Source organism: Mojavia sp., assembly GCF_059505145.1.
The window spans coordinates 35,500-62,426 of sequence record NZ_JCACKA010000083.1 but is presented as its reverse complement, the minus strand read 5'-3'; the positions used below and the strand labels follow the sequence as shown (position 1 = coordinate 62,426).

General features: G+C 42.3%; 30 protein-coding genes and 4 pseudogenes. 18 read left to right on the top strand and 16 right to left on the bottom strand.

Annotation, left to right across the window (positions count from 1 at the left end):
• Positions 1–133: 133 nt before the first annotated feature.
• Positions 134–817, bottom strand: a complete 684-nt coding sequence (locus AC5JL8_RS24585; protein ID WP_495882292.1) for an SDR family oxidoreductase — start codon at positions 815–817, stop codon at positions 134–136.
• A gap of 150 nt (positions 818–967) precedes the next feature.
• Here AC5JL8_RS24585 and AC5JL8_RS24580 point away from each other — a divergent pair.
• Positions 968–1,164 (top strand): annotated as a pseudogene (locus AC5JL8_RS24580) (IS701 family transposase); the annotation flags it as partial.
• A gap of 26 nt (positions 1,165–1,190) precedes the next feature.
• A complete protein-coding gene (locus tag AC5JL8_RS24575; RefSeq protein WP_495882291.1) occupies positions 1,191–1,355 on the top strand; it encodes a thermonuclease family protein in 165 nt (54 codons plus the stop codon).
• Positions 1,356–1,492: 137 nt separating this feature from the next.
• On the opposite strand, the gene AC5JL8_RS24570 is transcribed toward AC5JL8_RS24575, so the two are convergent.
• Positions 1,493–1,633 (bottom strand): hypothetical protein, encoded by a 141-nt coding sequence (locus AC5JL8_RS24570; RefSeq protein WP_495882290.1) that lies wholly within the window; start codon positions 1,631–1,633, stop codon positions 1,493–1,495.
• A 507-nt stretch (positions 1,634–2,140) separates the two neighbouring features.
• Here AC5JL8_RS24570 and AC5JL8_RS24565 point away from each other — a divergent pair.
• Positions 2,141–3,037 carry a c-type heme family protein gene (locus AC5JL8_RS24565; protein WP_495882289.1) on the top strand — a complete coding sequence of 299 codons (897 nt, stop codon included), beginning with the start codon at positions 2,141–2,143 and terminating at the stop codon, positions 3,035–3,037.
• Between the two features lie 130 nt (positions 3,038–3,167).
• Positions 3,168–3,416 (top strand): GNAT family N-acetyltransferase, encoded by a 249-nt coding sequence (locus tag AC5JL8_RS24560; protein ID WP_495882288.1) that lies wholly within the window; start codon positions 3,168–3,170, stop codon positions 3,414–3,416.
• A 54-nt stretch (positions 3,417–3,470) separates the two neighbouring features.
• Here the strand turns inward: AC5JL8_RS24560 and AC5JL8_RS24555 are convergent, their stop codons facing one another.
• Both AC5JL8_RS24555 and AC5JL8_RS24550 read right to left on the bottom strand, forming a co-directional pair.
• A complete protein-coding gene (locus AC5JL8_RS24555) occupies positions 3,471–4,313 on the bottom strand; it encodes an RNA polymerase sigma factor (RefSeq protein ID WP_495882303.1) in 843 nt (280 codons plus the stop codon).
• 222 nt (positions 4,314–4,535) lie between these two features.
• Positions 4,536–4,724: pseudogene (locus tag AC5JL8_RS24550) on the bottom strand (RNA polymerase subunit sigma-24); the annotation flags it as partial.
• Between the two features lie 182 nt (positions 4,725–4,906).
• Between AC5JL8_RS24550 and AC5JL8_RS24545 the strand changes: the two are divergent.
• From AC5JL8_RS24545 to AC5JL8_RS24530, 4 genes are all read left to right on the top strand, one after another.
• Positions 4,907–5,263 carry a YciI family protein gene (locus AC5JL8_RS24545; protein WP_495882287.1) on the top strand — a complete coding sequence of 119 codons (357 nt, stop codon included), beginning with the start codon at positions 4,907–4,909 and terminating at the stop codon, positions 5,261–5,263.
• Positions 5,264–5,301: 38 nt separating this feature from the next.
• Positions 5,302–5,745, top strand: a complete 444-nt coding sequence (locus AC5JL8_RS24540) for a YybH family protein (RefSeq protein ID WP_495882286.1) — start codon at positions 5,302–5,304, stop codon at positions 5,743–5,745.
• A 29-nt stretch (positions 5,746–5,774) separates the two neighbouring features.
• Positions 5,775–6,185 carry a VOC family protein gene (locus AC5JL8_RS24535; protein WP_495882285.1) on the top strand — a complete coding sequence of 137 codons (411 nt, stop codon included), beginning with the start codon at positions 5,775–5,777 and terminating at the stop codon, positions 6,183–6,185.
• Between the two features lie 95 nt (positions 6,186–6,280).
• Entirely contained in the window at positions 6,281–6,688 is a 408-nt protein-coding gene (locus tag AC5JL8_RS24530; RefSeq protein ID WP_495882284.1) for a VOC family protein, read from the top strand.
• A 281-nt stretch (positions 6,689–6,969) separates the two neighbouring features.
• Here AC5JL8_RS24530 and AC5JL8_RS24525 read toward each other — a convergent pair whose 3' ends face one another.
• The 3 genes from AC5JL8_RS24525 to AC5JL8_RS24515 form a co-directional block, all read right to left on the bottom strand.
• Positions 6,970–8,454: an alpha-amylase gene (locus AC5JL8_RS24525; RefSeq protein ID WP_495882283.1), complete on the bottom strand. Its 1,485-nt coding sequence runs from the start codon at positions 8,452–8,454 to the stop codon at positions 6,970–6,972.
• A gap of 124 nt (positions 8,455–8,578) precedes the next feature.
• Complete coding sequence (locus AC5JL8_RS24520) at positions 8,579–8,749, bottom strand: hypothetical protein (protein ID WP_495882282.1); 171 nt, start codon at positions 8,747–8,749, stop codon at positions 8,579–8,581.
• Positions 8,750–8,846: 97 nt separating this feature from the next.
• Positions 8,847–9,749: a phytanoyl-CoA dioxygenase family protein gene (locus AC5JL8_RS24515; RefSeq protein ID WP_495882281.1), complete on the bottom strand. Its 903-nt coding sequence runs from the start codon at positions 9,747–9,749 to the stop codon at positions 8,847–8,849.
• A gap of 354 nt (positions 9,750–10,103) precedes the next feature.
• On the opposite strand from AC5JL8_RS24515, the gene AC5JL8_RS24510 reads away from it, so the two are divergent.
• Positions 10,104–10,283 (top strand): hypothetical protein, encoded by a 180-nt coding sequence (locus AC5JL8_RS24510; RefSeq protein WP_495882280.1) that lies wholly within the window; start codon positions 10,104–10,106, stop codon positions 10,281–10,283.
• A 438-nt stretch (positions 10,284–10,721) separates the two neighbouring features.
• Entirely contained in the window at positions 10,722–10,820 is a 99-nt protein-coding gene (locus tag AC5JL8_RS24505) for an excalibur calcium-binding domain-containing protein (RefSeq protein ID WP_495882279.1), read from the top strand.
• A gap of 182 nt (positions 10,821–11,002) precedes the next feature.
• Here AC5JL8_RS24505 and AC5JL8_RS24500 read toward each other — a convergent pair whose 3' ends face one another.
• The 5 genes from AC5JL8_RS24500 to AC5JL8_RS24480 all read right to left on the bottom strand — a co-directional run bounded on the left by AC5JL8_RS24500 (position 11,003) and on the right by AC5JL8_RS24480 (position 13,989).
• Positions 11,003–11,323 carry a hypothetical protein gene (locus AC5JL8_RS24500; protein WP_495882278.1) on the bottom strand — a complete coding sequence of 107 codons (321 nt, stop codon included), beginning with the start codon at positions 11,321–11,323 and terminating at the stop codon, positions 11,003–11,005.
• A 441-nt stretch (positions 11,324–11,764) separates the two neighbouring features.
• A complete protein-coding gene (locus tag AC5JL8_RS24495; protein ID WP_495882302.1) occupies positions 11,765–12,577 on the bottom strand; it encodes a phosphotransferase in 813 nt (270 codons plus the stop codon).
• 500 nt (positions 12,578–13,077) lie between these two features.
• Entirely contained in the window at positions 13,078–13,347 is a 270-nt protein-coding gene (locus tag AC5JL8_RS24490; RefSeq protein ID WP_495882277.1) for a DUF2934 domain-containing protein, read from the bottom strand.
• 189 nt (positions 13,348–13,536) lie between these two features.
• A complete protein-coding gene (locus tag AC5JL8_RS24485; RefSeq protein WP_495882276.1) occupies positions 13,537–13,752 on the bottom strand; it encodes a hypothetical protein in 216 nt (71 codons plus the stop codon).
• Positions 13,753–13,827: 75 nt separating this feature from the next.
• Entirely contained in the window at positions 13,828–13,989 is a 162-nt protein-coding gene (locus AC5JL8_RS24480) for a hypothetical protein (protein WP_495882275.1), read from the bottom strand.
• 339 nt (positions 13,990–14,328) lie between these two features.
• On the opposite strand from AC5JL8_RS24480, the gene AC5JL8_RS24475 reads away from it, so the two are divergent.
• The 5 genes and pseudogenes from AC5JL8_RS24475 to cobO all read left to right on the top strand — a co-directional run bounded on the left by AC5JL8_RS24475 (position 14,329) and on the right by cobO (position 18,007).
• Positions 14,329–14,616, top strand: coding sequence for a Mo-dependent nitrogenase C-terminal domain-containing protein (locus AC5JL8_RS24475; protein WP_495882274.1), 288 nt, complete (start codon positions 14,329–14,331; stop codon positions 14,614–14,616).
• A gap of 489 nt (positions 14,617–15,105) precedes the next feature.
• Positions 15,106–15,660, top strand: a pseudogene (locus AC5JL8_RS24470) (IS630 family transposase).
• A 253-nt stretch (positions 15,661–15,913) separates the two neighbouring features.
• Positions 15,914–16,252 (top strand): hypothetical protein, encoded by a 339-nt coding sequence (locus AC5JL8_RS24465; protein WP_495882273.1) that lies wholly within the window; start codon positions 15,914–15,916, stop codon positions 16,250–16,252.
• 181 nt (positions 16,253–16,433) lie between these two features.
• Positions 16,434–16,762, top strand: a pseudogene (locus tag AC5JL8_RS24460) (WCX domain-containing protein); the annotation flags it as partial.
• Positions 16,763–17,329: 567 nt separating this feature from the next.
• Positions 17,330–18,007, top strand: coding sequence for a cob(I)yrinic acid a,c-diamide adenosyltransferase (cobO, locus tag AC5JL8_RS24455; RefSeq protein ID WP_495882272.1), 678 nt, complete (start codon positions 17,330–17,332; stop codon positions 18,005–18,007).
• Positions 18,008–18,058: 51 nt separating this feature from the next.
• Here the strand turns inward: cobO and AC5JL8_RS24450 are convergent, their stop codons facing one another.
• Together AC5JL8_RS24450 and AC5JL8_RS24445 are read right to left on the bottom strand one after the other, a co-directional pair.
• On the bottom strand, positions 18,059–18,802 hold the full coding sequence (locus tag AC5JL8_RS24450) for a hypothetical protein (protein WP_495882271.1): 744 nt from the start codon (positions 18,800–18,802) through the stop codon (positions 18,059–18,061).
• 878 nt (positions 18,803–19,680) lie between these two features.
• Positions 19,681–20,664, bottom strand: a complete 984-nt coding sequence (locus AC5JL8_RS24445) for an RNA polymerase sigma factor, RpoD/SigA family (protein ID WP_495882270.1) — start codon at positions 20,662–20,664, stop codon at positions 19,681–19,683.
• A 395-nt stretch (positions 20,665–21,059) separates the two neighbouring features.
• Here AC5JL8_RS24445 and AC5JL8_RS24440 point away from each other — a divergent pair, with 395 nt between their 5' ends.
• Positions 21,060–21,185: a hypothetical protein gene (locus tag AC5JL8_RS24440; RefSeq protein WP_495882269.1), complete on the top strand. Its 126-nt coding sequence runs from the start codon at positions 21,060–21,062 to the stop codon at positions 21,183–21,185.
• A gap of 29 nt (positions 21,186–21,214) precedes the next feature.
• Here AC5JL8_RS24440 and AC5JL8_RS24435 read toward each other — a convergent pair whose 3' ends face one another.
• Positions 21,215–22,945 (bottom strand): helicase HerA domain-containing protein, encoded by a 1,731-nt coding sequence (locus AC5JL8_RS24435; RefSeq protein ID WP_495882268.1) that lies wholly within the window; start codon positions 22,943–22,945, stop codon positions 21,215–21,217.
• A 293-nt stretch (positions 22,946–23,238) separates the two neighbouring features.
• The gene (locus AC5JL8_RS24430; protein WP_495882267.1) at positions 23,239–24,033 is read right to left on the bottom strand and encodes a glutathione S-transferase family protein; all 795 of its coding nucleotides are present in this window, start codon (positions 24,031–24,033) and stop codon (positions 23,239–23,241) included.
• Between the two features lie 625 nt (positions 24,034–24,658).
• Here AC5JL8_RS24430 and miaB point away from each other — a divergent pair.
• Together miaB and AC5JL8_RS24420 are read left to right on the top strand one after the other, a co-directional pair.
• Entirely contained in the window at positions 24,659–26,023 is a 1,365-nt protein-coding gene (gene miaB, locus AC5JL8_RS24425; RefSeq protein WP_495882266.1) for a tRNA (N6-isopentenyl adenosine(37)-C2)-methylthiotransferase MiaB, read from the top strand.
• A gap of 213 nt (positions 26,024–26,236) precedes the next feature.
• On the top strand, positions 26,237–26,845 hold the full coding sequence (locus tag AC5JL8_RS24420; protein WP_495882265.1) for an acyltransferase: 609 nt from the start codon (positions 26,237–26,239) through the stop codon (positions 26,843–26,845).
• Positions 26,846–26,927: the final 82 nt, after the last annotated feature.

Below are 26,927 nucleotides of genomic sequence, written 5' to 3'. Positions count from 1 at the left end.
TCCTGTTCCCTGCTCCCTACCCACGCAAGTACATTTAGGAATCAAATCGGATTGCTATAGCTCATTAAAAGATTGAGCAGAGGCAAGTTAACTTATTGAATCCAGAAATAATGTTCCTTCAAAACAACAACTCTTATCCAGGAATAGTCAAGGGAATACCGTTATCTTTGGGTTTCAACTTGAGAATAAATGGAACAGCTTTCAATACCCAATCGGACACAGGTGTATAATTAGCCGCTGCTTCTCCAAAGCTAATAGAAAGCATATCTGTATGAATAATGCCTGGATTCAGCGGAATTGCTGCCATACCACTTGGCAATTCTTGTGCCAAAGAACGAGTTAATCCTTCTATTGCCCACTTAGAAGCACAGTATGGTGCAACTTCGGGTGAAGTAGAACGTCCCCAGCCGGAACTGAAGTTCACAATAATACCTCGTTTGTTTTTCACCATTGCTGGTACAAAGTGGCGAATTATATTTACTACTCCTTTAATGTTGATATCAATCAACTGGGAAAACTCATCTGAGGGAACCTGCCATAATGGTGCTGGGTAGTTCGTAATTGCTGCATTATTAATGACTATATCTGGCGGCGCATATTTGTTCAGTACGTGTTCTGCCCATTTTTCTACTAAATGTTCATTCGCTACGTCTACAGTTGTGAAATCATTGGGCGCACTAAACTTCTTTTTCATTTCCTCAATAGCCTGCGATGAACGAGCACAACCAATCACCGTATGCCCCTGCCCGATAAAACCCTCGGTCATAGCATAACCTAGACCTTTGCTTACGCCCGTAATCAAGATGAGCTTGGTCATAATTCTCAAGAGACTCGTAGTTTTTTATTAAAACGAGTTTACTTTAGTCCTGGGTGGGGATAATACTATCTTGAAAAGTGATGTTCCCAGGCTCATGAACAAGCTCACACCCTCCCAGAAACCGGATATTCTGCGCTTAGATCGTGAAAAGTGCGAAACAACTTCCACCTTAGCTTTAAAATACTTCAACCTTTTACTTTATTTAACCTGATATACCCCTGTTAACAGTTTTTCCTATTCCTCAATTGTCTAGTGGTTTTTCTAAACTTCAATCTATTATTTATAACCTCACCAGTTCAATTTTTATTTTCCTGACTCACCCCGATTTCTACTTTTCCTCTGCCTAGAGTGACAAAACAGGGATAATCGCTCGGTGAACCTTGCTATGGTGCAAGAAGGGCAGGCTGTAGTTTATCGGCAGTATCTCAAAGGATGCGACAGTACCAAAGACCAGTTTCTTCAGGCTGAAGCTGATGCCAAAGGTAAGAAGTTAGGATTTTGGAATCAATCTAAGCCAGTCATGCCGAGCGGATTTTAGGCGAGGTAAGAAAAATACTCAGCCTGCCAACACGCGTAAGCAAGCGCAACAGTGCGACGGGGCTTACCCAGATATTTGCATTCCGCCCAATTCGGCAGATTTGGATTGCTCTGATATTCCTTACCGCAGATTTAGGGTTATTCCACCAGATCCTCACGGGTTTGATAGGGATGGGGATGGAATAGGTTGCGAACGGTGATTATGCCAAAATAAGGTTTTCGGTGATGGGCTACTGATTCAGGAAGCGGGGAATAAAATTGGTCAAGTGCGATCGCCATTTACAATGATCTATCGCATTATAGAACCTATTGCAATCATTCTTGAGTTGATAGAGGATGCCACCCTTGGAGCTCTCGTTTTGTCCAATTAGCAGGTCGTGTCCGTTTCTTCCGAGGTAATAGTTGGAGCAACAGAGGTTCAACTATTTCCCATTCTGCATCATTGAGGCTGCTGGAATATGTCACGGTGAATGGATTAAAGGGTTGGATGTACCTTAATTCAGTTTTATAAAGATGTCAAATGGCTTCTATACAATATCATACCTGAGATTGATGAAAATTCAGAATAAAAACTACTTTTTTAGAGGTAACTATTAGTTTAAAATCAAAAATAATAAATTATGAGCCACAAGTGGATTTGTTTCTTTTAAATAGCTTTTTGGTTTGATTGAATATTAATTATAAACAAATTGTCTTGGTTCATTCATAGAATAGGTAGCGAATATAATTAAGATGTAGGAAGATATCGTAAGTGAGTATATTGAAGTTAATTACATAAAAATAGTCATGAAAATTGTAACAAAAGTCAATTTAATTGTAATGACAGCTTTTCTCTGTGGTATTTTTGTTAGTGGTGTTGCTTTATCAAACGTTCTAGAACAAAAAGCAGAACAAGAGGTGTCTTCTCAAGCGCTAATTGCCATGCAAATTGCAAATTCGCTTAGACAATATACTAATGACCGCGTACAACCATTTTTGTTACCAATAGTGGACAGTCAAGAAAAATTTGTCCCAGAAGCCATACCAACATTTTCTGTTAGAGAAACGTTTGAAATTTTACGTAAAAACCAAAATTTTAGCAATTTTATCTACAAAGATGCTGCGCCAAACCCAACAAATATGCGGGATATGGCTGACGAATTTGAAGCCGATATTGTTAAAAAATTTCATCAACAACCAGACTTAACAAGTCTATCTGGTTTCCGAAATTTATTTGAAGATAAATTTTTTTATACTGCTCGACCTTTTAGAGTTCAAGAACAAAGTTGCCTGCGTTGTCACAGCAATCCTGAAGAGGCTCCTACAAGTCAATTACTAACCTATGGGAAAGAACATGGTTTTGGGTGGAAGCTTAATAAAATTGTTGCTACTCAAATTGTTTATGTTCCGGCTGAGGAAGTTTTTAAAACTGCTCAAAATTCTTTTTACCTAATCTTAGGAATTTTAGGGATTATTTTTATAGCAATTGTTATTTTAATTAATTTGTTGTTGAGAAAGATGGTGCTACAGCGTATTAAAAGAATTGCTCATGTTGCAGAAAGAGTGAGCATCGGTGATATGAATGCCAATTTTGATAAACAAGACAAAGATGAAATAGGGGTATTGGCAGAAGCTTTTAACCGGATGAAGTATAGTTTAAAAATTGCTATCAACATATTAAATAATAATAGCAATGCTAGATAAATTTATTTTCCACTGCCAGATATTAATAATAAATGTATAATAAATGTTCAATATGTTACAGCAGATTGCAGGTAGATAGAGTATTTAAGGTGTGGTGCGATCGGCTTAGAAATCAATCAAGAGCATAATCATGCCGAATTGGGGGCAAGGCTACTGTACAGAAGCAGCAAAAGAAATATTGCGATATGGTTTTGAGGTATTAGGACTCCACCGCATTCATTCTGGACACTTTTCCCGTAACCCGGCATCAGGAAAAGTTATGCAAAAAATTGGTATGGTTTACGAGGATTGTCGCCGTCAGCACAGATTGAAATTGGGTGAATACGTAGATATTGTTGACTATGGCATTCTCAAAAGCGACTGGCAGAAAATTATTTGATGTGGGTAATCAATAATGGTGAAAATGGTGAAGCGCGTGCGGCGATGCTAGACCTCAAGGCTGAACTTCGCGCAGTCGACGCTCTAGAAAACGGCGTTCGCTATCATTAGTCACCAACACGAGCGCTCGTGCGTAGCTTTGTGCAGCTTCTTGAAAGGCTGCGATGCGGCGCAGTAGCTCGGCACGCGCGGCGTGAAATAGATGGTAGCCATCAAGTTGCAAAGCAAGTTCATCCATGAGTCCTAGTGCTGTCTGAGGGCTGTCTACCATTGAGATTGCTACCGCCCGGTTCAACGACACGATCGGTGAGGGCTGCAAGCGTTCGAGCAAATCATAGAGGCGGACAATCTGCAACCAGTCCGTTTCTTGTGCCCGTGCCGCCTGACAATGTAGTGCCGCGATCGCTGCTTGCAGTGCAAACGAATTAATCTCGCCCCGCAGCGCTTCCTCGACTAACGGCAGCGCCTCATCGATTTGCTGCTGATTCCAGCGACGACGATCTTGATCTTCGAGTAGGACAATATCACCAGCCTCATCAAGACGGGCATCACGCCGTGAGTCGTGCAGTAACATCAGCGCCACCAGTGCAGTCACTTCTGCTGGTGGCTGTGGTGTCATCAATGTCCTCACGAGGCGACCCAGGCGGATGGCTTCTGTACAGAGGTCGGCTTTCACCATTGCCTCTCCCTTTGTCGCTGCATACCCTTCATTAAAAATGAGATAGATTACTGTCAGCACTGCTTCTATCCGCGCCGATAGTTCGGTTGTGTCTGGCACTCTGTAGGGAATACCCGCATCACGGATCTTGCGCTTGGCGCGCACAAGCCGCTGTGCCATTGTCGCTGTGGGTACGAGAAACGCCCGTGCGATCTCGTCGGTCTCAAGCCCGCCTAGCATCCGTAGCGTTAGAGCAACCTGAGCCTCGATTGCCAGCGCTGGGTGGCAGCAAGTGAAGATCAGTCTTAGCCGATCATCTGAAATTTCATCGGTGTCGTAGGTTGGCTCCTCGCTAGTTGGGATTAACCCAGATGCAGCATACCATGAGAGTTTTTCCTTCAGGCGTGTCCGGCGGCGGAGGCGATCAATAGCTTTGTATCGAGCTGTTTTGATAATCCACGCACAGGGGAGATCGGGAATACCCTTGGATTGCCACTGATTCAGGGCGACACTAAAGGCTTCCTGCGCCGCCTCTTCAGCCACATCGAAATCCCCAACCAGCCGGATGAGCGTGGCGATAATCCGACCCCACTCGGCACGATAAATGGAGGCGATCGCTTGGGTTACATCTGATTGTGCATTTGAGGCCATAGCTGACACAAATTTTTTGGCGAGGTGTCGATTTGAGCAATTGCTGTTCGACTTACTCGCAAAGGAAAACAACACAGGTAAAGCTCGATTGTATCTAAATGATAAAAAATTTTTTGGAGAGGTGTCGATTTGAGCAATTGCCGTTCGACTTACTCACAAAGGGAAACAACGGAGGTAAACCAATGAAATATGTGCTGCTGATTTACTTGGAAGAAAATGCCCTGAGCGAAACCGAGCGGGAAGAGTGTTATCTGAAATCTGCGCAGCTAGCGCAGCAACTCAATTCAAAAGGACAATATCTAGCCACTGCCCCGCTCCACCCTGTCGCAACGGCAACTAGTGTTCGGGTGCGTGATGGCAAACCGCTTGTGACCGACGGGCCGTTTGCAGAAACACGAGAACAATTGGGCGGATTTTTTCTCATCGATGCCCAAGACCTTGATGCAGCGATGGTGATTGCGGCCGAGATTCCAGCAGCACAAGTCGGCACCGTTGAAATTCGCCCTGTAATTGAAATCGCAGGTTTGCCTGAGCATTAGGGCCTGCGCTCAACCTGAAATCAAAAGGAGATACTTAAATGACAAAAAGTACGATCACAACCAACGAAGCTCAGATTCGCCAACTGATTACCGATCAACAAGAGGCAATTTGCGCTAAGGATGTCGCTCGAATCCTATCTCACTATGCTACCGAGATTATTATCTTTGATATAAAACCCCCATTCCAAATAGATGGGAAAGAAGCGTTACGCCAAATGTGGTCAGGGTGTTTGCCTTATTTCCCGGACTCCTTTGAGATAGAAACACGAGACCTCAATATCACAGTTAATGACGATTTGGCGGTTGCCCGCTGGCTTTCACACTTTACAGCAATGGAAGTAGACCATCCGGCAATGCAGACATGGATGCGGATCACTGCTGTCTGCCAGCGCAATCAAGGCGAATGGCAGATCCTACACGAACATATCTCTGTTCCATTCGATCCACATACCTCTCAAGCTGCATTCACGCTCAACCCATAGTTGGATTAACTCAATCAAAACAGCACACCATGAAAATCAATTCTTATCTCATGTTCAACGGCAATTGTGAAGTGGCGTTCAAATTCTATGAACAATGTCTAGGCGGCAAAATTGTCATGATGCTCACTCACTCTGATGCCCCCACAGTAGAACATATCCCAGCCCAATGGCATGACAAAATCATGCACGTCTGCCTCGATCTAGGCGATCACCTCTTGATGGGGTCTGACAGTCCGCCTGGGTACTTTGAAACACCTCAAGGCTTTTACGTACAAATCAGCGTTGATGAGCCAGCAGAGGCAGAACGCATCTTTCATGCCCTAGCAGAAAAAGGAAAAGTGAAGATGGCAATTGATCAAACTTTTTGGTCTGTTCGCTTTGGAATGTTGGTCGATCAATTCGGCATTCCGTGGATGGTCAATTGCCAGAAGACTGCTTGATTTGCCGGGAGGTGCTTACGGGCATCTTCCCTAGAATCAAACTTCAGCGCATTTTCGCTGGCTTATCACTGTAAAATAATTTACAAGAAAAATCCATGAGTACTCAAATTTTCGTCAATCTGCCAGTCAAAAACCTCAATCAATCGATCGAGTTCTTTACTCAACTCGGTTTTGAGTTTAATTCTCAATTCACTGACGAAACTGCCACTTGCATGATTGTGTCTGAAAACATTTTCGTCATGCTCCTGACGCATGAGAAGTTTAAAACTTTTACTCCCAAAGAAATTTGTGATGCTACAAAAAGTACAGAAGTGCTTGTGTGTTTGTCTTGTGATAGCCGAGAACAAGTCGATGAAATGGTTCGCCAGGCAGTTACCGCTCGTGGAACAACCTATAATGAACCACAAGATCATGGTTTTATGTATGGACATGGATTTGCTGACTTAGATGGCCACATTTGGGAACTGATCTACATGGAGCCAAGCGCAATCAACCAAGGTTAGAAATGCGCCCAGCATTGGAGGCACTTGCCAATAATAAAATGCCCAACCGTATTAACAATATTGTTGCCAGAGCCAAGATATCTTGGTGCAAACGAGCTTCGGTCGTGCATCGACGTTAGGCATTTTATTTCTTGGATCTCCCGGAACAGCTGCGGCTTGCATTCTTCTCAGTGTTAAGGTGGCATTAACTAGACTCCAGCTACTTACTTCTTCGCAGCTTGCTCTATCTCATAAGCATTTTGGCAATTTGGCATCTAATCTAAATTTTCACAAGTTATGGGTTAAATTTCTTCTTGAACCCAAACTGATACTGAACCGCCTAAGCAACGAAAATTGCCCCAACCCCACTCATTGGTGTATACAGGTTCTTTGATGTGTTCTGTTAAATCAATAAATTTAGTATTGGGTTTACCAACTTCCATCCATTTATAACCTTCTGGGCCATCACTGAGAATTACAGCCATTGCTTTGGGATGATCTTCATCACCTAAACGTGTCCAGCCAATAGTGTTCCAATGGTCGAAATAGTTGTATTGTGGGCCATAAGCATAATGCTGACGTGCATAAAGTAACTGATCAATAATCCAACGGTGAGAGGGCATAAAAATTTTGTAGCGATTGCCATCTTTACCCCAGTCTTCATATTCTGCACCGTAGTAATCAGCATGAAAGACACAAGGATAACCTTCTTGTCGTAGCAAAATAATGGCGTATGCTAGGGGTTTAAACCAAGGCTCAACTACAGATTCCAATGCTTGTAAAGGTTGAGAGTCATGATTCTCGACAAAGGTTACAGCATGGGTAGGACGTTGTTGCATCATTGTGCCATCTAAAATCCGGCGCATATCATAATTGCCTTGTGATTTACTGGCTTGATGAAAATTGTAATGTAGTGGTACATCAAAAACTGACATCTTGCCACGAACAGAATCAACATACCAAAGCAGGGCATTTATATCGTTATACCAATATTCCCCGACAACAAATAAATCTTTTCTGGCATGGCGTTCTAGTTCATCTATCCATTGCGGAAAGAACCAAGAAGAAATATGTTTGATGGCATCCAAGCGAAAACCATTGACATTTGTAGTGTCAAGATACCATTTACCCCAGTGAGTGATTTCACCACGTACCCAATCATTTTGAAAATCAATATCGCAACCCATCAAGTACGCAAAGTTGCCCTTTTCTAAAGCTACGTAGTCATCAAATATTTTCTCTTCTAGCAGATAAATCGTGTCGCGATCGCCACTGTTATATTCGTTATAATCAACAGCATCAAAATGCCACCAATGCCACTCAAAGTTAGAGTATTTGCCTTGTCTTCCAGGGAAATTATAATGAGAGTAGGTCTTAATTTCTTGCAACCCACCTTTAGGATTGAGGCGATTATCTTGAGAAAAAGGCGTTGCTTTTGGTGTTTCTATTAGATCACCACCCATCTTATGATTTAACACAGCATCCGCATAAACTTGCAGCCCATGTGTTTGAAGAGATTTAACCGCATCAAGATATTGCTGACGTGTACCGTACTTTGTGCGAACTGAGCCTTTTTGCTCAAATTCACCTAAATCAAATAAGTCGTAAACACCATATCCCACATCAGATGCACCAGCAAATCCTTTATAAGCTGGTGGTAGCCAGATGGCTGTAAAACCTGCATCTGCTAGTTCTGCGGCTTTTACCTCAACTTTGCTCCACAAGTTACCATCATTAGGGATGTACCAGTGGAAATATTGCATAATTGTGCCGTTAATCTGTGCCATGTCTGGTTCTGTCTGTGAATATCGCCTTTGATGAAAGATACAGTCGAGCTTGCTGGCAATTCGGAATTTTGGCGGCGATTTCCAGCCGAAAATAAAGAATACTCAGCCTGGAATGGCGCTAAGTTTAGTTATTTGTTGAGGCAAGCTGTTCTTGAGCGGAGGAAGTAGGGGGTGCTGGGGGAGACAAAGAAAGAAGTATATTTAAGGAGTCGTGGTAGTAAGAGTTACTAAAATTACCATTTTCTCCCCCAGCTTCCCCAGCCTCCCCAGATCCCCCTGCTTTTCTTAGTGCCATTCTACTCAGCCTGCAAGTACGTGATCGCCAGTGCAGCAATGCGATCGCACTTTGGAAATTTTCATAAGCATGTGTTTTAACCTGAACTGGGGTAATGTTAAGCCTCCCCCATGACGAGACCCTCAATGGTATGCGCTTGTACGATAGGTTCTAGTTCGTCAACGATTCGGCAGGCGAAGTGCTTTCGGTGCTGTGCAGGGATAGTCTCGTAGTAAGCATGAGTAAACTGGAGATCGTGCCGCTGGGCGTTCTTAGCATCTGGAGCATCGACGCCGAGTACTAGCACCGGGCGCGATTTTTGGGATTGGTTAGCAGTACCCCGATGAATCGTCAATGCTGACCGCACAGATATATCTCCACGCTTGGGCATTTTCCTCACAGCGCGCTCCTGGTATCGGCAGTAGAGAGATTTAGGCGGAAACATTTCGTGTTGGAAGCCGATTGGCCGATCCCACTGGGTGCCGGATGCTATCTCGAAAGGCCCCATATCCTCTTCAACGTCCACGGTTGTCAAATTGAAGGCGAGCGAGTTTAGCCTCCGTCCCGTTAAGGTGACATCAGGTGCGGGAAAGTCACGATGCCAGGGCTGATTCATGGAACCAGGAAGAGGCACGTCAAACCCAATCTCAACGATTTTGTAGTTCTCACCAAGAACAGCTTTTGAGACTGCCACTACCCAAGGATGTGTTACGAGATCGAGAAACCCCCTGATTCTTTCCGGGTGAATCTCTACGTAATATCGCTTAGGCCCACGCCCCACCGCTCCACCAGCACGCGTGAGCGATTCACACAAGAGAACCTCAATATCCTCACCCAGGCGATCTGCCCACGTCGGCTCGAACGCACCTTTCAACCCAATTATCCCGTCGCCGTAGAGTCCGCCCATTATAGCGGCAGTATCATACTGCTCATCGAGCGCGGTTGGGGGGATCTCTTCTGCTTTCTGGGCTTGGGTGGTATTCATGTAGTCAAAGGCAACTTCGTTTGCGGCAGTATTCATCCCCATCTTCTTCTTTTAGCGTTTTACAAAAGGTGATAACAGAGGTCATCGTAGGCGGGATGATAGCAACATAGCCCTGCTACCTGACCACAATCATCCCAAGAACTAATCATAAATTGGGGTAGAGGGCGCGCAATTTGGTTATAAATGTCTAAATAAAAGGGTTTTAGGCGATGATCTCCAAAAGATGCTCTAGTTTTTAACCCAAAGATTGTAAATAAAGTTAATAAATACTTCACCGCAAATACAGGCGGCAAGCGTAGCCATGCTGTCAGGCTTATCGCTCTATGTTAATTCAAGACCCAGCGATTAGAGAACGTGTCAAAAAAATTACTCAGGAGCTAAGTGGTGGATATGAACCAGAAATTAGATGAAAAACAAGCATGGTTTCAAAGTGAAAATATATCACATCGCTTAGGACATATAGCTTCTAATTTAGCTAGGCTGAGAACATTTTGTAACACTGCTTACCCTGAAGCAGTTGAAAGTGTGGCAGATGAAACTATATGTTTTATCAAATGGACAGCAGCATAAATTGAACCGGAATATGCTGAAGAATTGGTTAACATTCAAGTTCAACTAGCAGGATAGAAATTGAAGTTGAATAGTCTTTAGTCTGATGAGAGCGAACGCACAAATATGTCCGAGCAAGCTAGTGCTTGGTCAGAACGAGTATTAGATATGTCAGGTTTGCTGTCCGAATCCGTCTAAAATTTTATTTAAAGACTGTTGCCTCCACCTGCATGAATACTCAAACAAGCTCTAATTCATATTTCTATTCAGCAACGCCTTTTCAGGCTGAGGTTGATGCCAAAGGTAAGAAGTTAGGATTTTGGAATCAATCTAAGCCAGTCATGCCGAGCGGATTTTAGGCGAGGTAAGAAAAATACTCAGCCTGCCAACACGCGTAAGCAAGCGTAACAATGTGATCGGGCTTACCCAGATTTTTGCATTCCGCCCAATTCGGCAGATTTGGATTGCTCTGATATTCCCTACCGCAGATTTAGAGTTATTCCACCAGACCCTCATAGATTGGATGGGGATGGAGATGGAATTGGTTGCGAACGGTAGTTATGCCAAAATGTGGATTCTGGTGATGGGTTGCTGATTCAGTCAGCGGGGAGTAAAAAGGGTCAGCTACCGCAGTAATTATGCTACTTGTGGGTTAATCTCTTCCTCATCCTCTGGGATAAATAGGAGTAAAAAGGGTCAGCTACCGCAGTAATTATGCTACTGATGAGCGTTTGGAAATGTCATGTAATCAAAATGCCAGCGACTTTATCCCTATTCATAGCCATACGTGCCAGAAATTCATCTTTGCCATCTACAAAACTCAGCTTCCACAGGTAGGTCTGATATTGTTGTTTAAGATGACCCAAGTAAGTAATTGTATAACCAACAGACATGCGTGGAGCTAGCTGGGAGCTAACTGAGTTAAACATATCTAAGGTAATACCTGCTTTGTAATCTGAATCACCAACTGTAAGAAAAAGTTCGTAATTTCCTACAGCAATGGCATCCAAGATAGTCTGCAAACAATTAATAACGTTTTTAGGAGGATTTGTCGGATTCATAATTATGCTCCTATATTTGGATTTTATTCTCAGTCAATAGTCCAAAGCACGATGAGAGGATGTTTTAAAAGTCCTGTCGTTGGTAGCAAAACGTTTTAGATCCCCCTAAATCCCCCTTTAAAAAGGGGGACTTTGATTGTATTTCCCCCCTTAAAAAGGGGGGTAGGGGGGATCAATAAGTGTCTAAAATCACAGCTAAAAACTTTTCAAACAACCTCTGAAAATACTACCAATTGATACGTTTACAATTTTGACACCTGACCATTTTTTGAATTCAAAAAATGGTCAAAGTACCTTGGAATATAGGTTTGAGGCTATTTTATCGGTGATTTTTGCCTAAGTCTCGCTACACGGAAAAATCAACAACTTTTAATCCTCTCTCTTCATATCCCTACTTCTTGCCCGTCTACTCACACTGTCCTAAATTTGTTCCTGAGTTAGCTAAGAGCATAGTTCCCAACAGCGACAGGAGTGCCACTCTTGAACTAACCCAAGGAGTACACGCAAAGCTGATTGTGGTCGCTGACGCATACTCAGAACGACGCGTACAGTATCAATAACTCCTAGTTGATAGTCATACCAACAAGCTTCCCAAGGGTAGTTCGTGACCCCAGCCATCTGAAGAGCCGTATGGTAGCGGCGCAGCAAGGCATAACGCTGCGGCTGTAGTGCCGAACAAACGGAGCGCGTCAGCAACGCGGCTAAATCTACCCCGCCCCACCACCAGCGATAGACCTGCCAATCGATCAGGTACACCTCATGTTGGTCGAACCGAGGCAAGAGAAAGTTTTCGGGATGGTTATCGGGGTGGCATAAGGTGAGGCCGTTTTTTTGTTGCAGGCGAGTTTGAAATAACTTGGGTGCATGACGAATATACGCCTCCAAGATTAGTCTTTGTTCGGTATTCAACGTGTCACCCAGCGAATCTACCAATTCTTGATAACGCGCTTGTGCCTGTACGAACATTGATGCCAGCGTCATTTGGGATGACTCACCGATATATTCTTCTATATCGGTGCGTTCCCATGCCCAGGCGTGAAGCTGTGCAAGTGTGGCGCTCATCGATTCCAGAACTGGCAACGATGAGATCTGGTCATGCCAGACCATATGCGTGGTTGAGACATCACCAAGCAGCAGTGCCGGAGTTTGGGCAATGGTCACATCGACACAATACCAGGGAAGGAGTAGATTTTTTGGCAGTAACGGGGCGATAGTATTGTAAAAATGCGCTTCTCGCTGTGCTGTCTCAAGCATTGCCGGACGAGGGATTTTCAGGAAAAAGTTGGATGGGGCTGTGCTAACTGTATCAGGAGAATAGGCAACGCTGAACTGTACTAACTGTGAGGGTGGTGTGTGCATCATTTGAACGATCTGGAGTGACTCAACATATCCACGCCGTAAGTATCCTCGGCTTCTCAGTACATCGTTGAGCCACATGGGAGTCAAATAGTCCGTGAGGGTATCCATTCAATTACTCCTTTCATGCATAAAAATCACGAAATTGAGATGGAAATCAAGGTCGCTGCGGACGGACTCTTATTATAGGCTGAACTTCCACAGTAGCTTCATGTTGCTGGTGCTGGTTCTTGTTTGAATTTGCTGTTAATCATCAAGTTTTTTCCTTCAATAAGGTCTTTATTTATGGATAAATGTTAACAAGCTATTTAGGATTGCTATAGACAAATACTTGTTACTAAACATCTTATGAATAACGGTTAAATTCAGGAATTAAATGACCGAAGACAATTGAGGTTTTACTCTATCAATTTTTTCTCAGCTTGAAGCCAATGATCTAAAGCCTGTCCATCTGGATAGCCCATTAACTGCCAAATACGGTAAGCTTTCATCCGAATTTTGTTTTCATCTGGGCGGTTACTAATAAAATATCCACAGTAATTATCACTAAAACTATACGGTGCTTCTACAAAAAAATCTTGACGACCCAGAATCTGGGCCGTAAAACGGTAGCAATTTTGCTGTATCGGGCAGTTGTGTCCAGGACACATAGTAATATCTTCGGGCATAAATTTTTTCTATCGAAAAGACCTCATTCAGCATTGATATAGAAGCGTTATTATCCAAGTTAAACTATATCCTTTACCTCTACTTAAAGGGTTTCACAGATCCCAGTTTTCCTTGTTAAACGGACTACGCCACTTCAAAATCAGACTCAACTCCAACTCCTGCCGTGAGCGTCGGTCAACCGGAGCATCCTACCAAAACGCTGCGTTTACTGCTGTATTCATCCCGTACCGATGATGCAGGTCTTGGTAGCTAGCAATGTAATCCTTGTAATCATCAATACCTTTCCACCGCTTGTTACTTTTGCAAGTTTCCCCCACATACAAAATCAGTCCAGCAGCCGAATCAATAATGAAATACAAACACGCCTCACCAGGACTATCATCTGGTACTCGATAGAATGACATTGGTACAAGCTGTAGCGTCACTGGGTCAATTGTCTCTGGATCGCAGTGGTTGGGGGTGAGGTCGAATAACGCAGTCTACTGTGGTGGTTTACTTTGCCTTACTTGTTGCTGATAGCTAAGAATTTGGGATTTCCACTCTAGCAAGGCATCAGCACTCATCACCAGCATTTCTGCCTTGATGTTGTGGGTGTTCGCAATTGTATTGTTTGTAAACAGGTTGAGTTGCTGGTGTGACAATGGTGTTATACGATGTCCGGGCAATCAACCATAATAAAGCATTCGCGCAGAAAAACTACCACAGTGTCGCCTTTAACGTTGGCGCAGCTATTGCTCCTACTCAAACGCACTAAGCACAGATGTCAAGGTAGCAATCACGCAGGAGCAAATACACTGGCGGCTGCTTCTGATTGTTGTTAGCCGCAACAAAGCCACTTGTTGTACTTTCTCAGCAAATTTACTGAGTTTTTAATGAATTTTTAAAAAACAAAAAAATAATTTCGTAATTCTACGATGTTTATCTCTATCAATAGTTGTAATTCTAAAGGAGTAGCAGATTGATTTAAGGAGAGTGAATTTATGAATTTATCAAATCAAGCTCAATTAAATAACAGCTTATTAAACCAAATCCGGTATCAGCTTGAGTCTATAGAAATACATGATAATAAACTTGCCAGACTCTTGTGTAGAGTTATTCCTTCTCAGTGTCCATTTGAACGCACTGTATCAATTTTAGGACGGACGCTTTTTCACATCCCGCCCTTGTGCAAGTTAAACCCCCTTTATGAACAAATCGTTAGTCTTCGTTTTAAGTGTTTGATGTATTTAGCAGATGAATGTGGTGAGGATGTCACAAAATACTGTTAGCTAAAGTAGAGGATTGCCCTTGTTGTGAAGCCGCCTGAAAGTTTAAGGTTTTTCTGGTAGCTAATTGATATTAAATCTAATAGCAAAGAAAACAGATTTTATATAATAGCTAAAAAATAAAGATGGTTTAAATTGAATTACGATATTTTCAAATTTAAATCTATGCAGTCATTCATTGTTAAAATAAAGCTTTATGACGCATACACAGCAAGCTTCTAGCTATATCTCTGCCAAAAATACTTGCCTTTATGAAGGCTTAATATCAACAATTTGCTAATTAACTTTTGGCAAATTTAATATTAAATGATTATTGAGACTGCTGACCTATAGTAGCCTAACTCTTTTTCTTCAGCTGTTGGGAATAAGACAGGCATGAGAACGCAGAAATAATTGAATCACCCAAAATTACCATTAACTTTTTTGTCGATCCGAATGTGCCGATCGAGGACACAGTAGGGGCGATCGCCCAGTGAGCAAGATAGCCCACAAGTGCAAGAGTTAAGGCATGATTATCGCCGAACTTTAGATAAAATTGATGTCCGCAACCTCGTATTTGTCGATGAAGCCGGATTAAACTTATCAATGTCACGGTTGTTTGCCAGAGCAGTAGATGGCGAAAGAGCGATTGGTAGTATACCTGGAAGCAAGGGTGGAAACATTTCTTTGGTTGGTGCTTTAAACCTGGATGGACTCATTGCTGCAATGACTGTGCCAGGAAGTATAAATACTGAGGTATTTCTCACTTATGTCACTTAAGTCTTAGCACCTCAGTTGTGGAAAGGGGCCATTGTGGTCATGGATAACCTCAAAATTCATCACGCTGAACGTGTAAGGCTCGCAATTGAATCCGTCGGCGCAAAAGTCAAGTTCTTGCCCCCTTACTCTCCAGATTTATCTCCTATAGAACTGTGTTGGTCAAAACTAAAGCAAATTCTCCGTTCCTGTGAGGCATGTACCACCGAATCACTCGACCATGCAATGGCTCTTGCTGTCAATTACATTACCGAAGATGATTTTGTGGTGTTGTTGACAACAAAGCTCTGACTTGAAATAAAATTCTAAACATACCTCAAGAGAGATGGATGTTTGTAACAAGGAAAGCAGTATTAGAAATAGCGTAGTTTTGCAGACATTCAATGTTATTAAATTAAATATTTTATTAGCACAATAACGTAGCTATAAATTTTTGCTCAAATTACTTAGCCCAAAGATACGTTAGTTCATCCATGCCCTATTAAGAACTAATCATAGGCAAAGGCAGACAAATAGCAAGATTTTTCAGATGAATAGGAGATAAATGATGGTAGATGATTTTTTGCGAAAAGCGAAGGACTTCATTGGTAAAGCAAAAGACGAGGAACGTGAGAGAAACTTTGATGCTCACGAAGGTCGAGCCCGGCGAGTACGTCCAGCTAGTGAAGACCAGTACGATAATGAGGACGATGAGGAGTATTCTGGCAGCGCCCGCCGTTCTCGTAAAGACCAGTACGATAATGAGGACGATGAGGAGTATTCTGGCAGCACCCGCCGTTCTCGTGAAGACCGCTACGATGATGAGGACGATGAGGAGTATTCTGATAACGACCACCGTTCTCGTAAAGACCGCTACGATGATGAGGATGATGACGATGACTAATAAGCGAGTAACACGCTTGTAAAGATGAAATCTTCAAACGGCGCTTGTGTTGCGAATGGCTGAGTGGTTGTAGCAAAAAATCAACAAAAGTAGAAACAAGTGCAAACATTAATAAAATTGTTCATCACTACACCCCACTCAGCCACGCTCAACGGCGTTGTTGCATGAATAGGGAAAATTTAATTATTGGAGTTTGCGTTTAGACCGTATTCAAGACGCTGCTGTTTTACCTGTTCTTTGTGAGTGGCGTACTGTCTTGGCACAGATAGACGTAGAAATGTATCTACTGGGTAATTTAGGCTTTGCTTATCAAGCCAAGCCGAATGGCTACCAGACACACAACGGGTGAAGCGAGTTGTCAGGGGTGTCTCTAGTACCTTTTGGTTTATTCGGGAAGTAATGCAATATGCACCAGATTGTGTGATTGTATCGCCAGAAAATGTGCAAGCACTCATTCAAAATAAAATCAAAACTCTTTATCAGAACTATGGTTTAGATGTATCTTCATAAGAATTGTATGGATTTAAAACACCTTACTTTAATCAGTTCATCTTCTTACCTTATCTATCCCTCATAGGGAGTCAATGAAATTTCAACTCTTTTGGAGGCGATCGCCTAACATCTCTCCCGTTTCAATCTTTAATAGGGAATTAATGGAATTTCAGCATTAGTCCCTCGTCCTTCAGCTTGGCGATCGCTTCATAGTTTCAATCCCTAATAGGGAGTTAATGGAATTTCAACATTTTTCAAAAATTTTATGCTTACACTGCTGTATGCAATTTCTGAATTTATTTAAAATAAATATAGGTAGCTACAAGGCAGATAGCAGAAGCCAGAAGGTAAAAATCTTTGCCTGAGCAAGTTTCTCTGGTCAGGGTTTTCTATTATGCCCTTAGTTAACTAGAATCAAGCAATCAGCTTTGTATAAAAAATATGGTAAACAACATTACAATATATCAATATTTATTCTATAAAATTAATTGGTAGTTATTTGCTCAAATGCTTTAGTTGAAATAATATAAATAAAATATTTTACTTGATTCTTTAAATTGTAAAAGTTATTGCTAGACAAGATTAATGAAAAACGACACCCCAGAGCAATTAGATTCAGATAAAGAGATTGAACGGGTAATCGACGAGGTAATGTCCTCATCCTTGAGTGATGAACAGTACCGCAAAAAAATGCAACGACGTAAAGAAGTACAAGAAAAGCGGATAGCACAGGCTGTACCAGAAAAAGGATTAATTATTGTCAATACTGGTAATGGTAAAGGTAAAACGACTGCGGCGTTGGGGATGGTGTTGCGATCGCTTGGTCATGGGTATAAAGTGGCGATCGTCCAGTTTATCAAAGGAGCCTGGGAACCTTCAGAAAAAAGGGTATTCAGCAATTGGCAAGACCAGTTAGAATTTCATGCTATGGGCGAAGGGTTTACCTGGGAAACTCAAGACCGCGATCGCGATCTAGACAAAGCTAGCGCCGCTTGGCAAAAATCCTTAGACTACATCCGTAACCCAGACTTTAAGTTAGTGCTGTTGGATGAAATTAATATTGCTCTCAAAATGGGTTATTTACAAGTTGAACAAGTTTTAGCAGGTTTGGCACAAAAACCTGCTGATACTCATGTTATTCTCACAGGTAGAGGCGCACCACCTGCTTTAATCGAGCGAGCTGACTTAGTAACAGAGATGACCCTAATTAAGCATCCCTTCCGCGATCAAGGTGTCAAAGCGCAGCCAGGAATTGAGTATTAGTTATAAATTTGGAATGATGAATTATATGATTTTTTATAATTCATCAATTGATTATTTAACTAGTTTGCGGTATCCAGTTGCAGAAGATTGATTACACATCTGCAAAATGCGTCGGTCGTTTGCAGTCATCGAATTTAGCTGATGATAGTCTTGCAGTGCTACCGAGTAAGCATAACTAGTTGGCTCGTCCTCATTCACGCTAGGAATATTATTAGCTGTGGCGATCTGATTTGAGCTAGCTTCTCCCGGTGAACCATTAACTGTCATTGCCAACTCTCCTGATCGGTCAAGTGTGCCCTCAAAACAACTAAACTCGGAACTGGGCATATACAAAGCGCCTTTCACTACACCTTGCCGCTTCTCAAATACAAGATACCCTTGCCCAATTTGGTTTGGTGTTGGCGACTGACCATAAAGATAAACGCCATCTTGTTTAGGTAAATTAGTTATCGGCGCAGTTCTTGATTGTGTTGCAGATTTTTGAGAGCCAGTCACCATTGCTGTAGTCTGAGCTACTTTTTTCGAGTTCTTTGGTAAGGTTTTAGAATAGCTTGGTTCTGAAGTCGTCTGAATTTGACTTCTGTGTTCTTGAACTTCTCTTAAGCGTGACAACAAAGAAATATCCAAACTATTTTGATAATTTGTAATCTGTACCTGAGATTTCGGTAAATCTTCTATTTGGTTGCTCAGTACCGGTTTAGTTTGTTCACCTACAAGACCAAGAGCAAGAACTAACCCCATAAAGGGAATTCTCAACTGACGAGATGAACAGAACTGATAAATGTTGTTAAGCACCCGCTTTCTCCTGTGACCGAATTAACTACTCTCTCAGCAACTCACTTAAACTTAACTAAGTCTTAATTATTAAGGTTCCACCGCAGGTTTGATATATATATTGTCCATCTGTAGAAATTTTTAAAACTGAATTTGTTATTGAATTTGCAATATATAGTTTTAGATTACCTTTGGCTAGCCATTTCCTGCTTCACCCAAAAGAGTCACCTGACTGGGTGAAGCGGAATAAAAATAAAAAATTTTGAGAATTTTAAGGTATCAGATAAGCTTGAAATTTTATTAGGTAACATCTGACTTTCGATCCATAACTTTAGTAGCAATATATAAAGCTACAGTAGAAATACTCTGCATTTCGGATTATGCCTCAAGATTTTTTCTACAAAAAATGCTTGTTTTAAAGAGTGTAACCGATACGCTTTTTTGCTAGCAGTTACTTCAATTACAGCTAAAAATTATTCTCCTATGCTTTCATATCATGTCCAGCAAATTACTTGTGATATGTTAGGACTTACGCACTGAAGCCTGAAACCCTGATCCCCCCTAACCCCCCTTAAAAAAGGGGGAACGTCTAAAGCCCCCCTTTTTAAGGGGGTTGGGGGATCTGAGTGCGTAAGTTCTGTATGTCATTGCGTATGCAACGAAGTGCAATGTAGACACGAAGTGGCTTCCCGCAGGGTAGCAATCGCAAGGCTTTGGAGATTGCTACTCTTCTCCTGTCGGAGACGCTACGCGAACGAGGAGCCGCTCCGCGTCTACACTTCGTTCGCAATGACAATTCAACCGGACATGATATCGCTCTAGCAATGCCCATCCTAGATTTGTAAATATAAAAAACGCCCCCTGAATTCAGGAGGCGCATTACTAAAAGCAATTAACTTTTAGCTAGCAACATACTCTTTGACATTGCTACGACGGCGACGCAGATGAGCAAGAGCTTGATGTTCTAATTGGCGAACACGTTCTCGGCTAAGATTCAACCGTTCACCTACTTTGGCCAAAGACATTTCATTGCCATCTTCTAAACCAAAGCGTAGGGCTAACACTTCTCGCTGTTGGGGGGTGAGTTCTGCCAACAGAGTATTCAGGTCTTGGCGCAAGAATTCTTGAGTAGTGTAGTACTCTGGTGATGGGCCGTCATCTTCGAGCATTTCTTGCAGTTCGGTATCTTGGTTATCACCGACTCGTACATCTAAAGAAACTGGCTGACGTGCCATATTGAGGTACTCACGAATTTGAGCAGGTTCTAGCTCTAGTTCTTGAGCAATTTCCGCAGGAGTAGGCGATCGCCCTAACTTTTGCGCCAGTTCTCGCTGTACTTTTTTAATTTTGTTCAGCTTTTCGGTGATATGAATCGGTAAACGAATGGTACGACCTTGCTGGGCGATCGCTCGCGTAATTGCTTGGCGAATCCACCAGTAAGCGTAGGTCGAGAATTTATAACCTCGTGTGGGATCGAATTTTTCTACACCCCTCTCTAATCCTAGTGTCCCTTCCTGGATTAGATCGAGAAACTCCATGTTTCGCTTCTGGTACTTCTTCGCGATCGCCACGACCAAGCGTAGGTTCGCTTCAATCATCTTTTGCTTTGCGCGTTTACCTTGGGTTACTGTTTGTTTCACCTCGGTTTCTGAGTGGCGAACGTGATTAGCCCACTCTGATAAACTCGGTTCGCGGTGCAGCTTTTTCCCCAAGGCCTCTTTAGCGTCCAGTAGCGTCATCATTTGTTGCACCTGCTTCCCAAAAACAATTTCTTGCTCACGGGTTAGCAGTGGCACACGACCAATTTCCCGCAGATAGGTTCGCACCATATCAGCCGTGAATTTGGTGTTCAGGTTTTCGGTTTGGGTGTTAACAGTAGGCATTGGTGCGTTGTCCTCTACTCCGTAAACACAATGAATCTTTAATAATCAATAAGGAAAGGAAGTACATATATTACGGATACGAAACATAGGGCGCTACCATCAGCAATTGCCTTATATGGCTTTTGAAAGGACGGCGCATCCCTGAGATAGGTTCCCCTACCCTTCCTAAATTTTGAAATCTCTTAGAAGCACGCTGGGTTGTTTTAGAGAATTCTTTTGAGCAGTCACTGGCAGTAACTGTAAAAATATGAAGTCAGTATGAGTTCTACTTAATTTATAGTACGATAAATCGGGCGGATAGTAAAGTAGATCAGATAAATCTTCCAATTATAAAGTAAAATGGCTCGCTTGACAAAGAAAATTAAATTTCCTTTAAATTGCTGACTATATCTATAGTGACGCTAAAACCTCCTCTGGGGTTGCCAACAATTAGCGGGATAACCGTACTCATTGCTGCTGGGATTGGTGGGATGTTACGAAATTTAGAATTTGGGAATTGGGATGATGAAGATTGTAATTAAAATATTTTCTCCATTACCCCTATCTGCGGTTAGAAGCCGAGATCAGCTCTAGCTAGTTCGGCAGCTGCGAATAATTCTTCATCTGGTTTCTCTTCCCAAGTTGGATCGCCAATTTCTGTGTAGAAAGTTGCGTCATAGGGACGAGTACGCACTACGACTGGCATAGGAACAGCATGACCCAAAATCAGAGCTTGTTGCTTAGAATCTAGCTTTGCCAACACTGAGCGCAGGCTACCAGCACCGGAGACTCCAGTGAAAATTGCGTCAATGTCTTTTTCGTCGTTGAGCAAAGCAGTGATGCGAGTACCAATCTGGGACATAACTTCATTATCTATGCCCGATGGACGTTGATCAACCACTAGCAGAGTGACGAAATATTTTCGCATCTCCCGCGCGATAGTACCAAAAATCGTACTTTGGACAATGCTTGGGTCTAGAAAGCGATGCGCTTCTTCAATAGTAATGACTAGTTGGGTGGGGCGATCGCTCACATTGCCACTGTGCAAAAACCTTTCTGCTTTACTGACATAATGACTGTGAATCCTCCTGGTGATCATATTCGTCACCAACATATATGAGAGCATATCTGACTGGGAGCCAAATTCTACCACAACATGCTTGCCTGCTTCTAGCGATCGCAAAATTTGATTAATGTAATTTTGCGGACAAGCTGCTCGCATATACTTCAAATTATCCAGCCGCAGGAGTTTGCGCTGTAAAGACATAATCGAGCCTTGGTGTCCCCGCTTCTCCTCGCAGAACAGCTTGATTTCTTCGTTAGTCATGTTCAACAACTGAAGAATCCAAGCCTTACCAAACTCAGCATAGAGAATGTTAGCGTTATCTAAGGCTGCTTCCGATAGCCCTAAATCTCGGCTACATAATTTGACATCTTCAACTTCTATTTGCTCGTAACTGAGATAAAGTTCTTGTGCATCACGCACACCCCGGCGCTTTGTCGATTCTGGATCGAGGGTGTAAACTTCTACCTTACCGGGAAATAACTGTTTTAACCCTTTAACTGTACTATATTGCTTTCCTTCGCATACGGCTTGCCAGCCATACTCGGAGTGCATATCAAAAATTAAGTTTACCGCTGCGTTTTTGCGGACTATTCCGGCTAAAACTAAGCGTGTGAGAAAGGATTTCCCAGTCCCAGATTTCCCAAATACTCCATTACTTCGTTCTACAAATCGATCTAAATCAATGCAAATCGGCACATCCATATCCAAGGGTTTGCCGATGGAAAAGTTTTTTCTTTGAGTATCATCTTCCCAACCAAAGACTCTGCGAAAATCTTCTTCACTCGCTTCGTAAACTTGGCTAAAGTGGCTAGGAATAGTTTTAACAGGCAGCAATTCCATCGAGGTACTGGTTTGTGGCTGAAAGGATGCCAAACCTGTCATTGCTGGGATAAAAGGATTGAGAGATTTACCGTTAGTTGGCGAAAAAGATTCTTCCGATTCCGGGGTAAACATCAACATCGGCGCTAGATTAATCGTGCCGTATGTACTACTCCCGGCTAAAATTTCTCGCAAAAATGTATCTTCCCAATTGGGAGGATCGGCAATAATTCGTGCATTAGCTGATCCTAGCGCCACATCTGTCAGCATACAGAAAAAGCGCGATCGCATCCCTTGCACAACTAGAAACTTACCCACCCGCATATCTTCAACAGAAATATCAGGGTGTAATCTTACTTCTAACCCCCCAGTGAGAGAGCCTTGTATTACTGAACCTAATGGCTGTCCCGAATTCATTTGATTAATTACATGATTGTTGGGCTGAACTGATGTTGAATTCTAGTTGTAGAGTACAATGCTGCTTGCGACGAAATTCTAGCACAAATTAGTAATTTGTCAGTTGTTAATTGTTAGTTATCAGTTATTTTGTTACTTATCACTAATGGCTGACAACAGACAGTAAAAGGGACTGGGTAATTAGCAGAAAATTATCGAAGCCAGCTCTTAGCCACAGACAAATTTTGGAATAATTTCCCACTCCCCAGTCCCAAAGCGGCGTACTAGAGCCACTAACGGAAGAAAGGGACTAGTTATTCAATTTGAATTGAAGTTGGTGCAGTGCCAGCAGATGGCGCTACAAATGTTAATGGTTTCCGAAATTGAGCATAGAGGCGATCGCGCCAGCTAAAGAATGGCGCATAATCTGGATTATCCGCTAAAGCTGGTACTCCTTTACCTCTTAAACTTGCTGGCAAATCTAAATAAGGGCCATCAGGGAACTTCAACAATATTGATAAACCTGCTACTGCCAAGTCAGCTAAACTCGGTTCATCTCCTAGTAAATAAGGACTATCTGCCAATAGCAGCGTTAGTGCTTCCAAGTCTTGTTTTAAATCCGCGATCGCTGACTTGATCACATCTGGACTGTAACCTACCCCAACACCCAAGACAGTTAATATATCACGGGGTACACCTTCAACCAGATTCTTTAATATGTCTGGTGTAGAAGTAGGTAATAAGGATTTACGAAAATTCTGATCTTGGCTAATAGCAGAAAACAGTGCTTTACGACCTTTGATGCCTATTGATTCATCTGCCCATTCTTCCATCATTAGGCACAAACCTCTTTTTTTGGCATCTTTGGGTATCAATGGGCGATCAGGATATTCTAAGTCTAAATACTTAGCGATTTCTGTAGAATCAACAATATATCTACTGCCATCCTTCAACACTGGCACTTGCTTTTGACCTGTCAGCCGAAACAAATCTACTTGTCCAATTCCGGGCGTAACCTCTATTTTGCGATAATCTAGACCTTTATAATCCAAGATTAACCGCACTTTTTCCGAGTATTGAGATAGCTCCCATTGGTATAATTCCAACATATTACATACCCTTTAACTGGTGAATCGAGCGATTTTATAATTGTATCTTCTGTTTCAGTAATTATTCTGGCACTCTATCAATTCATTACTAACTTAATTGCTAATAAAATTGTATTTTTAGCGACTTTTTAGCATAATCGCTGGCTTTTCAAAAATAGATTTTCTGATTTATTTAAATATCAAATAAGTCAGCTATCTCAGTAGTTATGCATGGTATCTCTTAGCCATGATACCGCAACAATTTACTTTAATTTTTTAAACCTTGTTTTTACTAAATTTATAAGTATCTTTTATAACCCTATTATTGCTAAATTGTAAGTATTTATAGATTTGCAGTCAAAAACAACTGAAAATTTAGTATAAAAAATCTAAGATATTAACAATTATGTAAGTTAATTTGAAACATACATAACACTCCTATTTAATTTTTGCGAAGCTAGGTATACCTCTACCTACTTTGTTTTTTGTTCCCTGTTACTCCCTACACTAGTAAATTCTCCGAATTAAATCAGATTGCTGTAGTCACTATAAAAGCGATCGCCTCTTGCATTAGGTTGACTTTTCTATACTTTAATAGAATAGATATAAAGCTTATATAACTTACGCTAACTAAGCATAACTACCCATGACCACTTCTAAACGCCGCTACCACATTACTACCTTCGGTTGCCAAATGAATAAAGCCGACTCAGAGCGCATGGCTGGCATTTTAGAAGACATGGGCTTTGAATTTTCGGAAGACCCCAATAATGCAGATGTAATTCTCTATAATACCTGCACCATTCGAGATAATGCCGAGCAAAAGGTCTATTCTTACCTTGGTAGGCAAGCCAAGCGCAAGCACGAGCAACCAAATTTAACTCTTGTTGTGGCTGGTTGCGTCGCTCAACAAGAAGGAGAAAGCCTATTGCGACGAGTTCCCGAATTAGACTTGGTGATGGGGCCACAACACGCCAACCGCCTCAAAGATTTACTAGAATCAGTCTTTGAAGGCAACCAAGTTGTTGCTACTGAACCAGTTCACATTATGGAAGATATCACCCAGCCGCGACGAGATAGCAAAGTTACTGCATGGGTGAATGTGATTTATGGCTGTAACGAACGCTGCACCTATTGCGTGGTTCCCAATGTCCGTGGTGTGGAACAATCGCGTACACCAGAAGCTATACGCGCCGAAATGGAAGAACTAGGACAACAAGGTTACAAAGAAATTACCCTACTCGGACAAAATATTGATGCTTATGGTCGTGATTTGCCAGGAGTAACTTCAGAAGGTCGCCATTTGCATACTTTCACTGATTTACTTTATTACGTGCATGATGTGCCGGGAATTGAAAGACTACGTTTTGCTACCAGCCACCCCCGTTATTTTACTGAACGTCTAATTAAAGCCTGTGCCGAGTTACCGAAGGTGTGCGAACACTTTCATATTCCCTTTCAATCTGGGGATAACGAAGTTCTAAAAGCAATGGCACGGGGTTATACCCACGAGAAATATCGCCGGATCATCGACACAATTCGGCGTTATATGCCAGATGCATCGATTAGTGCTGATGCAATTGTCGGCTTCCCTGGTGAAACAGAAGAACAATTTGAAAATACCTTGAAACTGGTAGATGATATCGGCTTTGACCAGTTGAACACCGCCGCATATTCACCCCGTCCAGGGACACCCGCAGCTTGGTGGACAAATCAGTTAAGTGAAGAAGTAAAAAACGATCGCCTGCAACGATTAAATCATTTAGTAAACGTGAAAGCAGCCGAGCGTTCGCAACGTTACTTTGGCCGCATCGAAGAAGTGTTGGTAGAAGACCAAAACCCCAAAGATAAAACCCAAGTCATGGGACGCACACGCGGTAATCGCCTCGCCTTCTTCACTGGCGACATCAACGAACTCAAAGGGCAATTGGTGAAGGTAAAAATTACCGAAGTCCGCGCTTTTAGTTTGACTGGCGAACCAATAGAAGTGCGGCAAGCCATGCCAGTCTAGTACAAAGATAGCTATTCCTGCTGAAGCGATCGCTTCAGCAATTTTATTTGCGATGCGGAATCTTATACCATTTCACTTTAATTCAATGATACAAATACGTGGGGTTTGGGTTTAGCATTGCTAAACCCCTACGAAAAATCATCTGTATCAGGATTTTTGTGAATTAGTATTATCCCTGCGTCCCCACGTCTTTGTGTCAACTTCATTCGTCTCATGACAGTTCTGAGTACGATTCTTTTATTTTTTCCTACTTGTGTATTAATTTTAACTGGAGCTTCAATAGTCTACCTTGCCTATTCACCCAGTATCTTCAGCATTTTGGCTGTGTTGCTTTCTATTTACGGGCTGCCAGTGCTAGTTTACCGCTTACATCAATGGGTATTTCCAGTACGGGAGGGTATTAGTTATCTACGCGGTAAAGAATATAGCCCTTGGTGGGGTAGTCACCAAATCCAGGTAATTTATATTGCAATTCCGGCTTTGGAGGCCTTGTTGCGGCTGATTCCAGGTGTATTTTCCTGTTGGTTGCGATTGTGGGGTGCTAAAGTGGGGCGGGATGTGTACTGGACACCAGGATTGGAGATTGCCGATCGCGGTTTGTTAGAAATAGGCGATCGCGTCATTGTAGGGCATCGTATCGGTATATCTTCCCATATCATCAAGCCTCGGAAGCAAAACTTAATGCTGTATGTCAAGAAAGTCAAGATTGGCAACGATGTCTTTTTGGGAGCCGGATCTATTCTTGCGCCAGGTGTAGTCATTGGGGATGGTACATTCCTGGCAATGGCGACAAATCTTTCTCCTAACCAGCAGGTGAATTGATAATTAATAAACTGCGACGAGTGCGTAGACACGTATATGCTAATGCGATCTGCGCGATCGCAGCGCAATCATGCGATCGCTA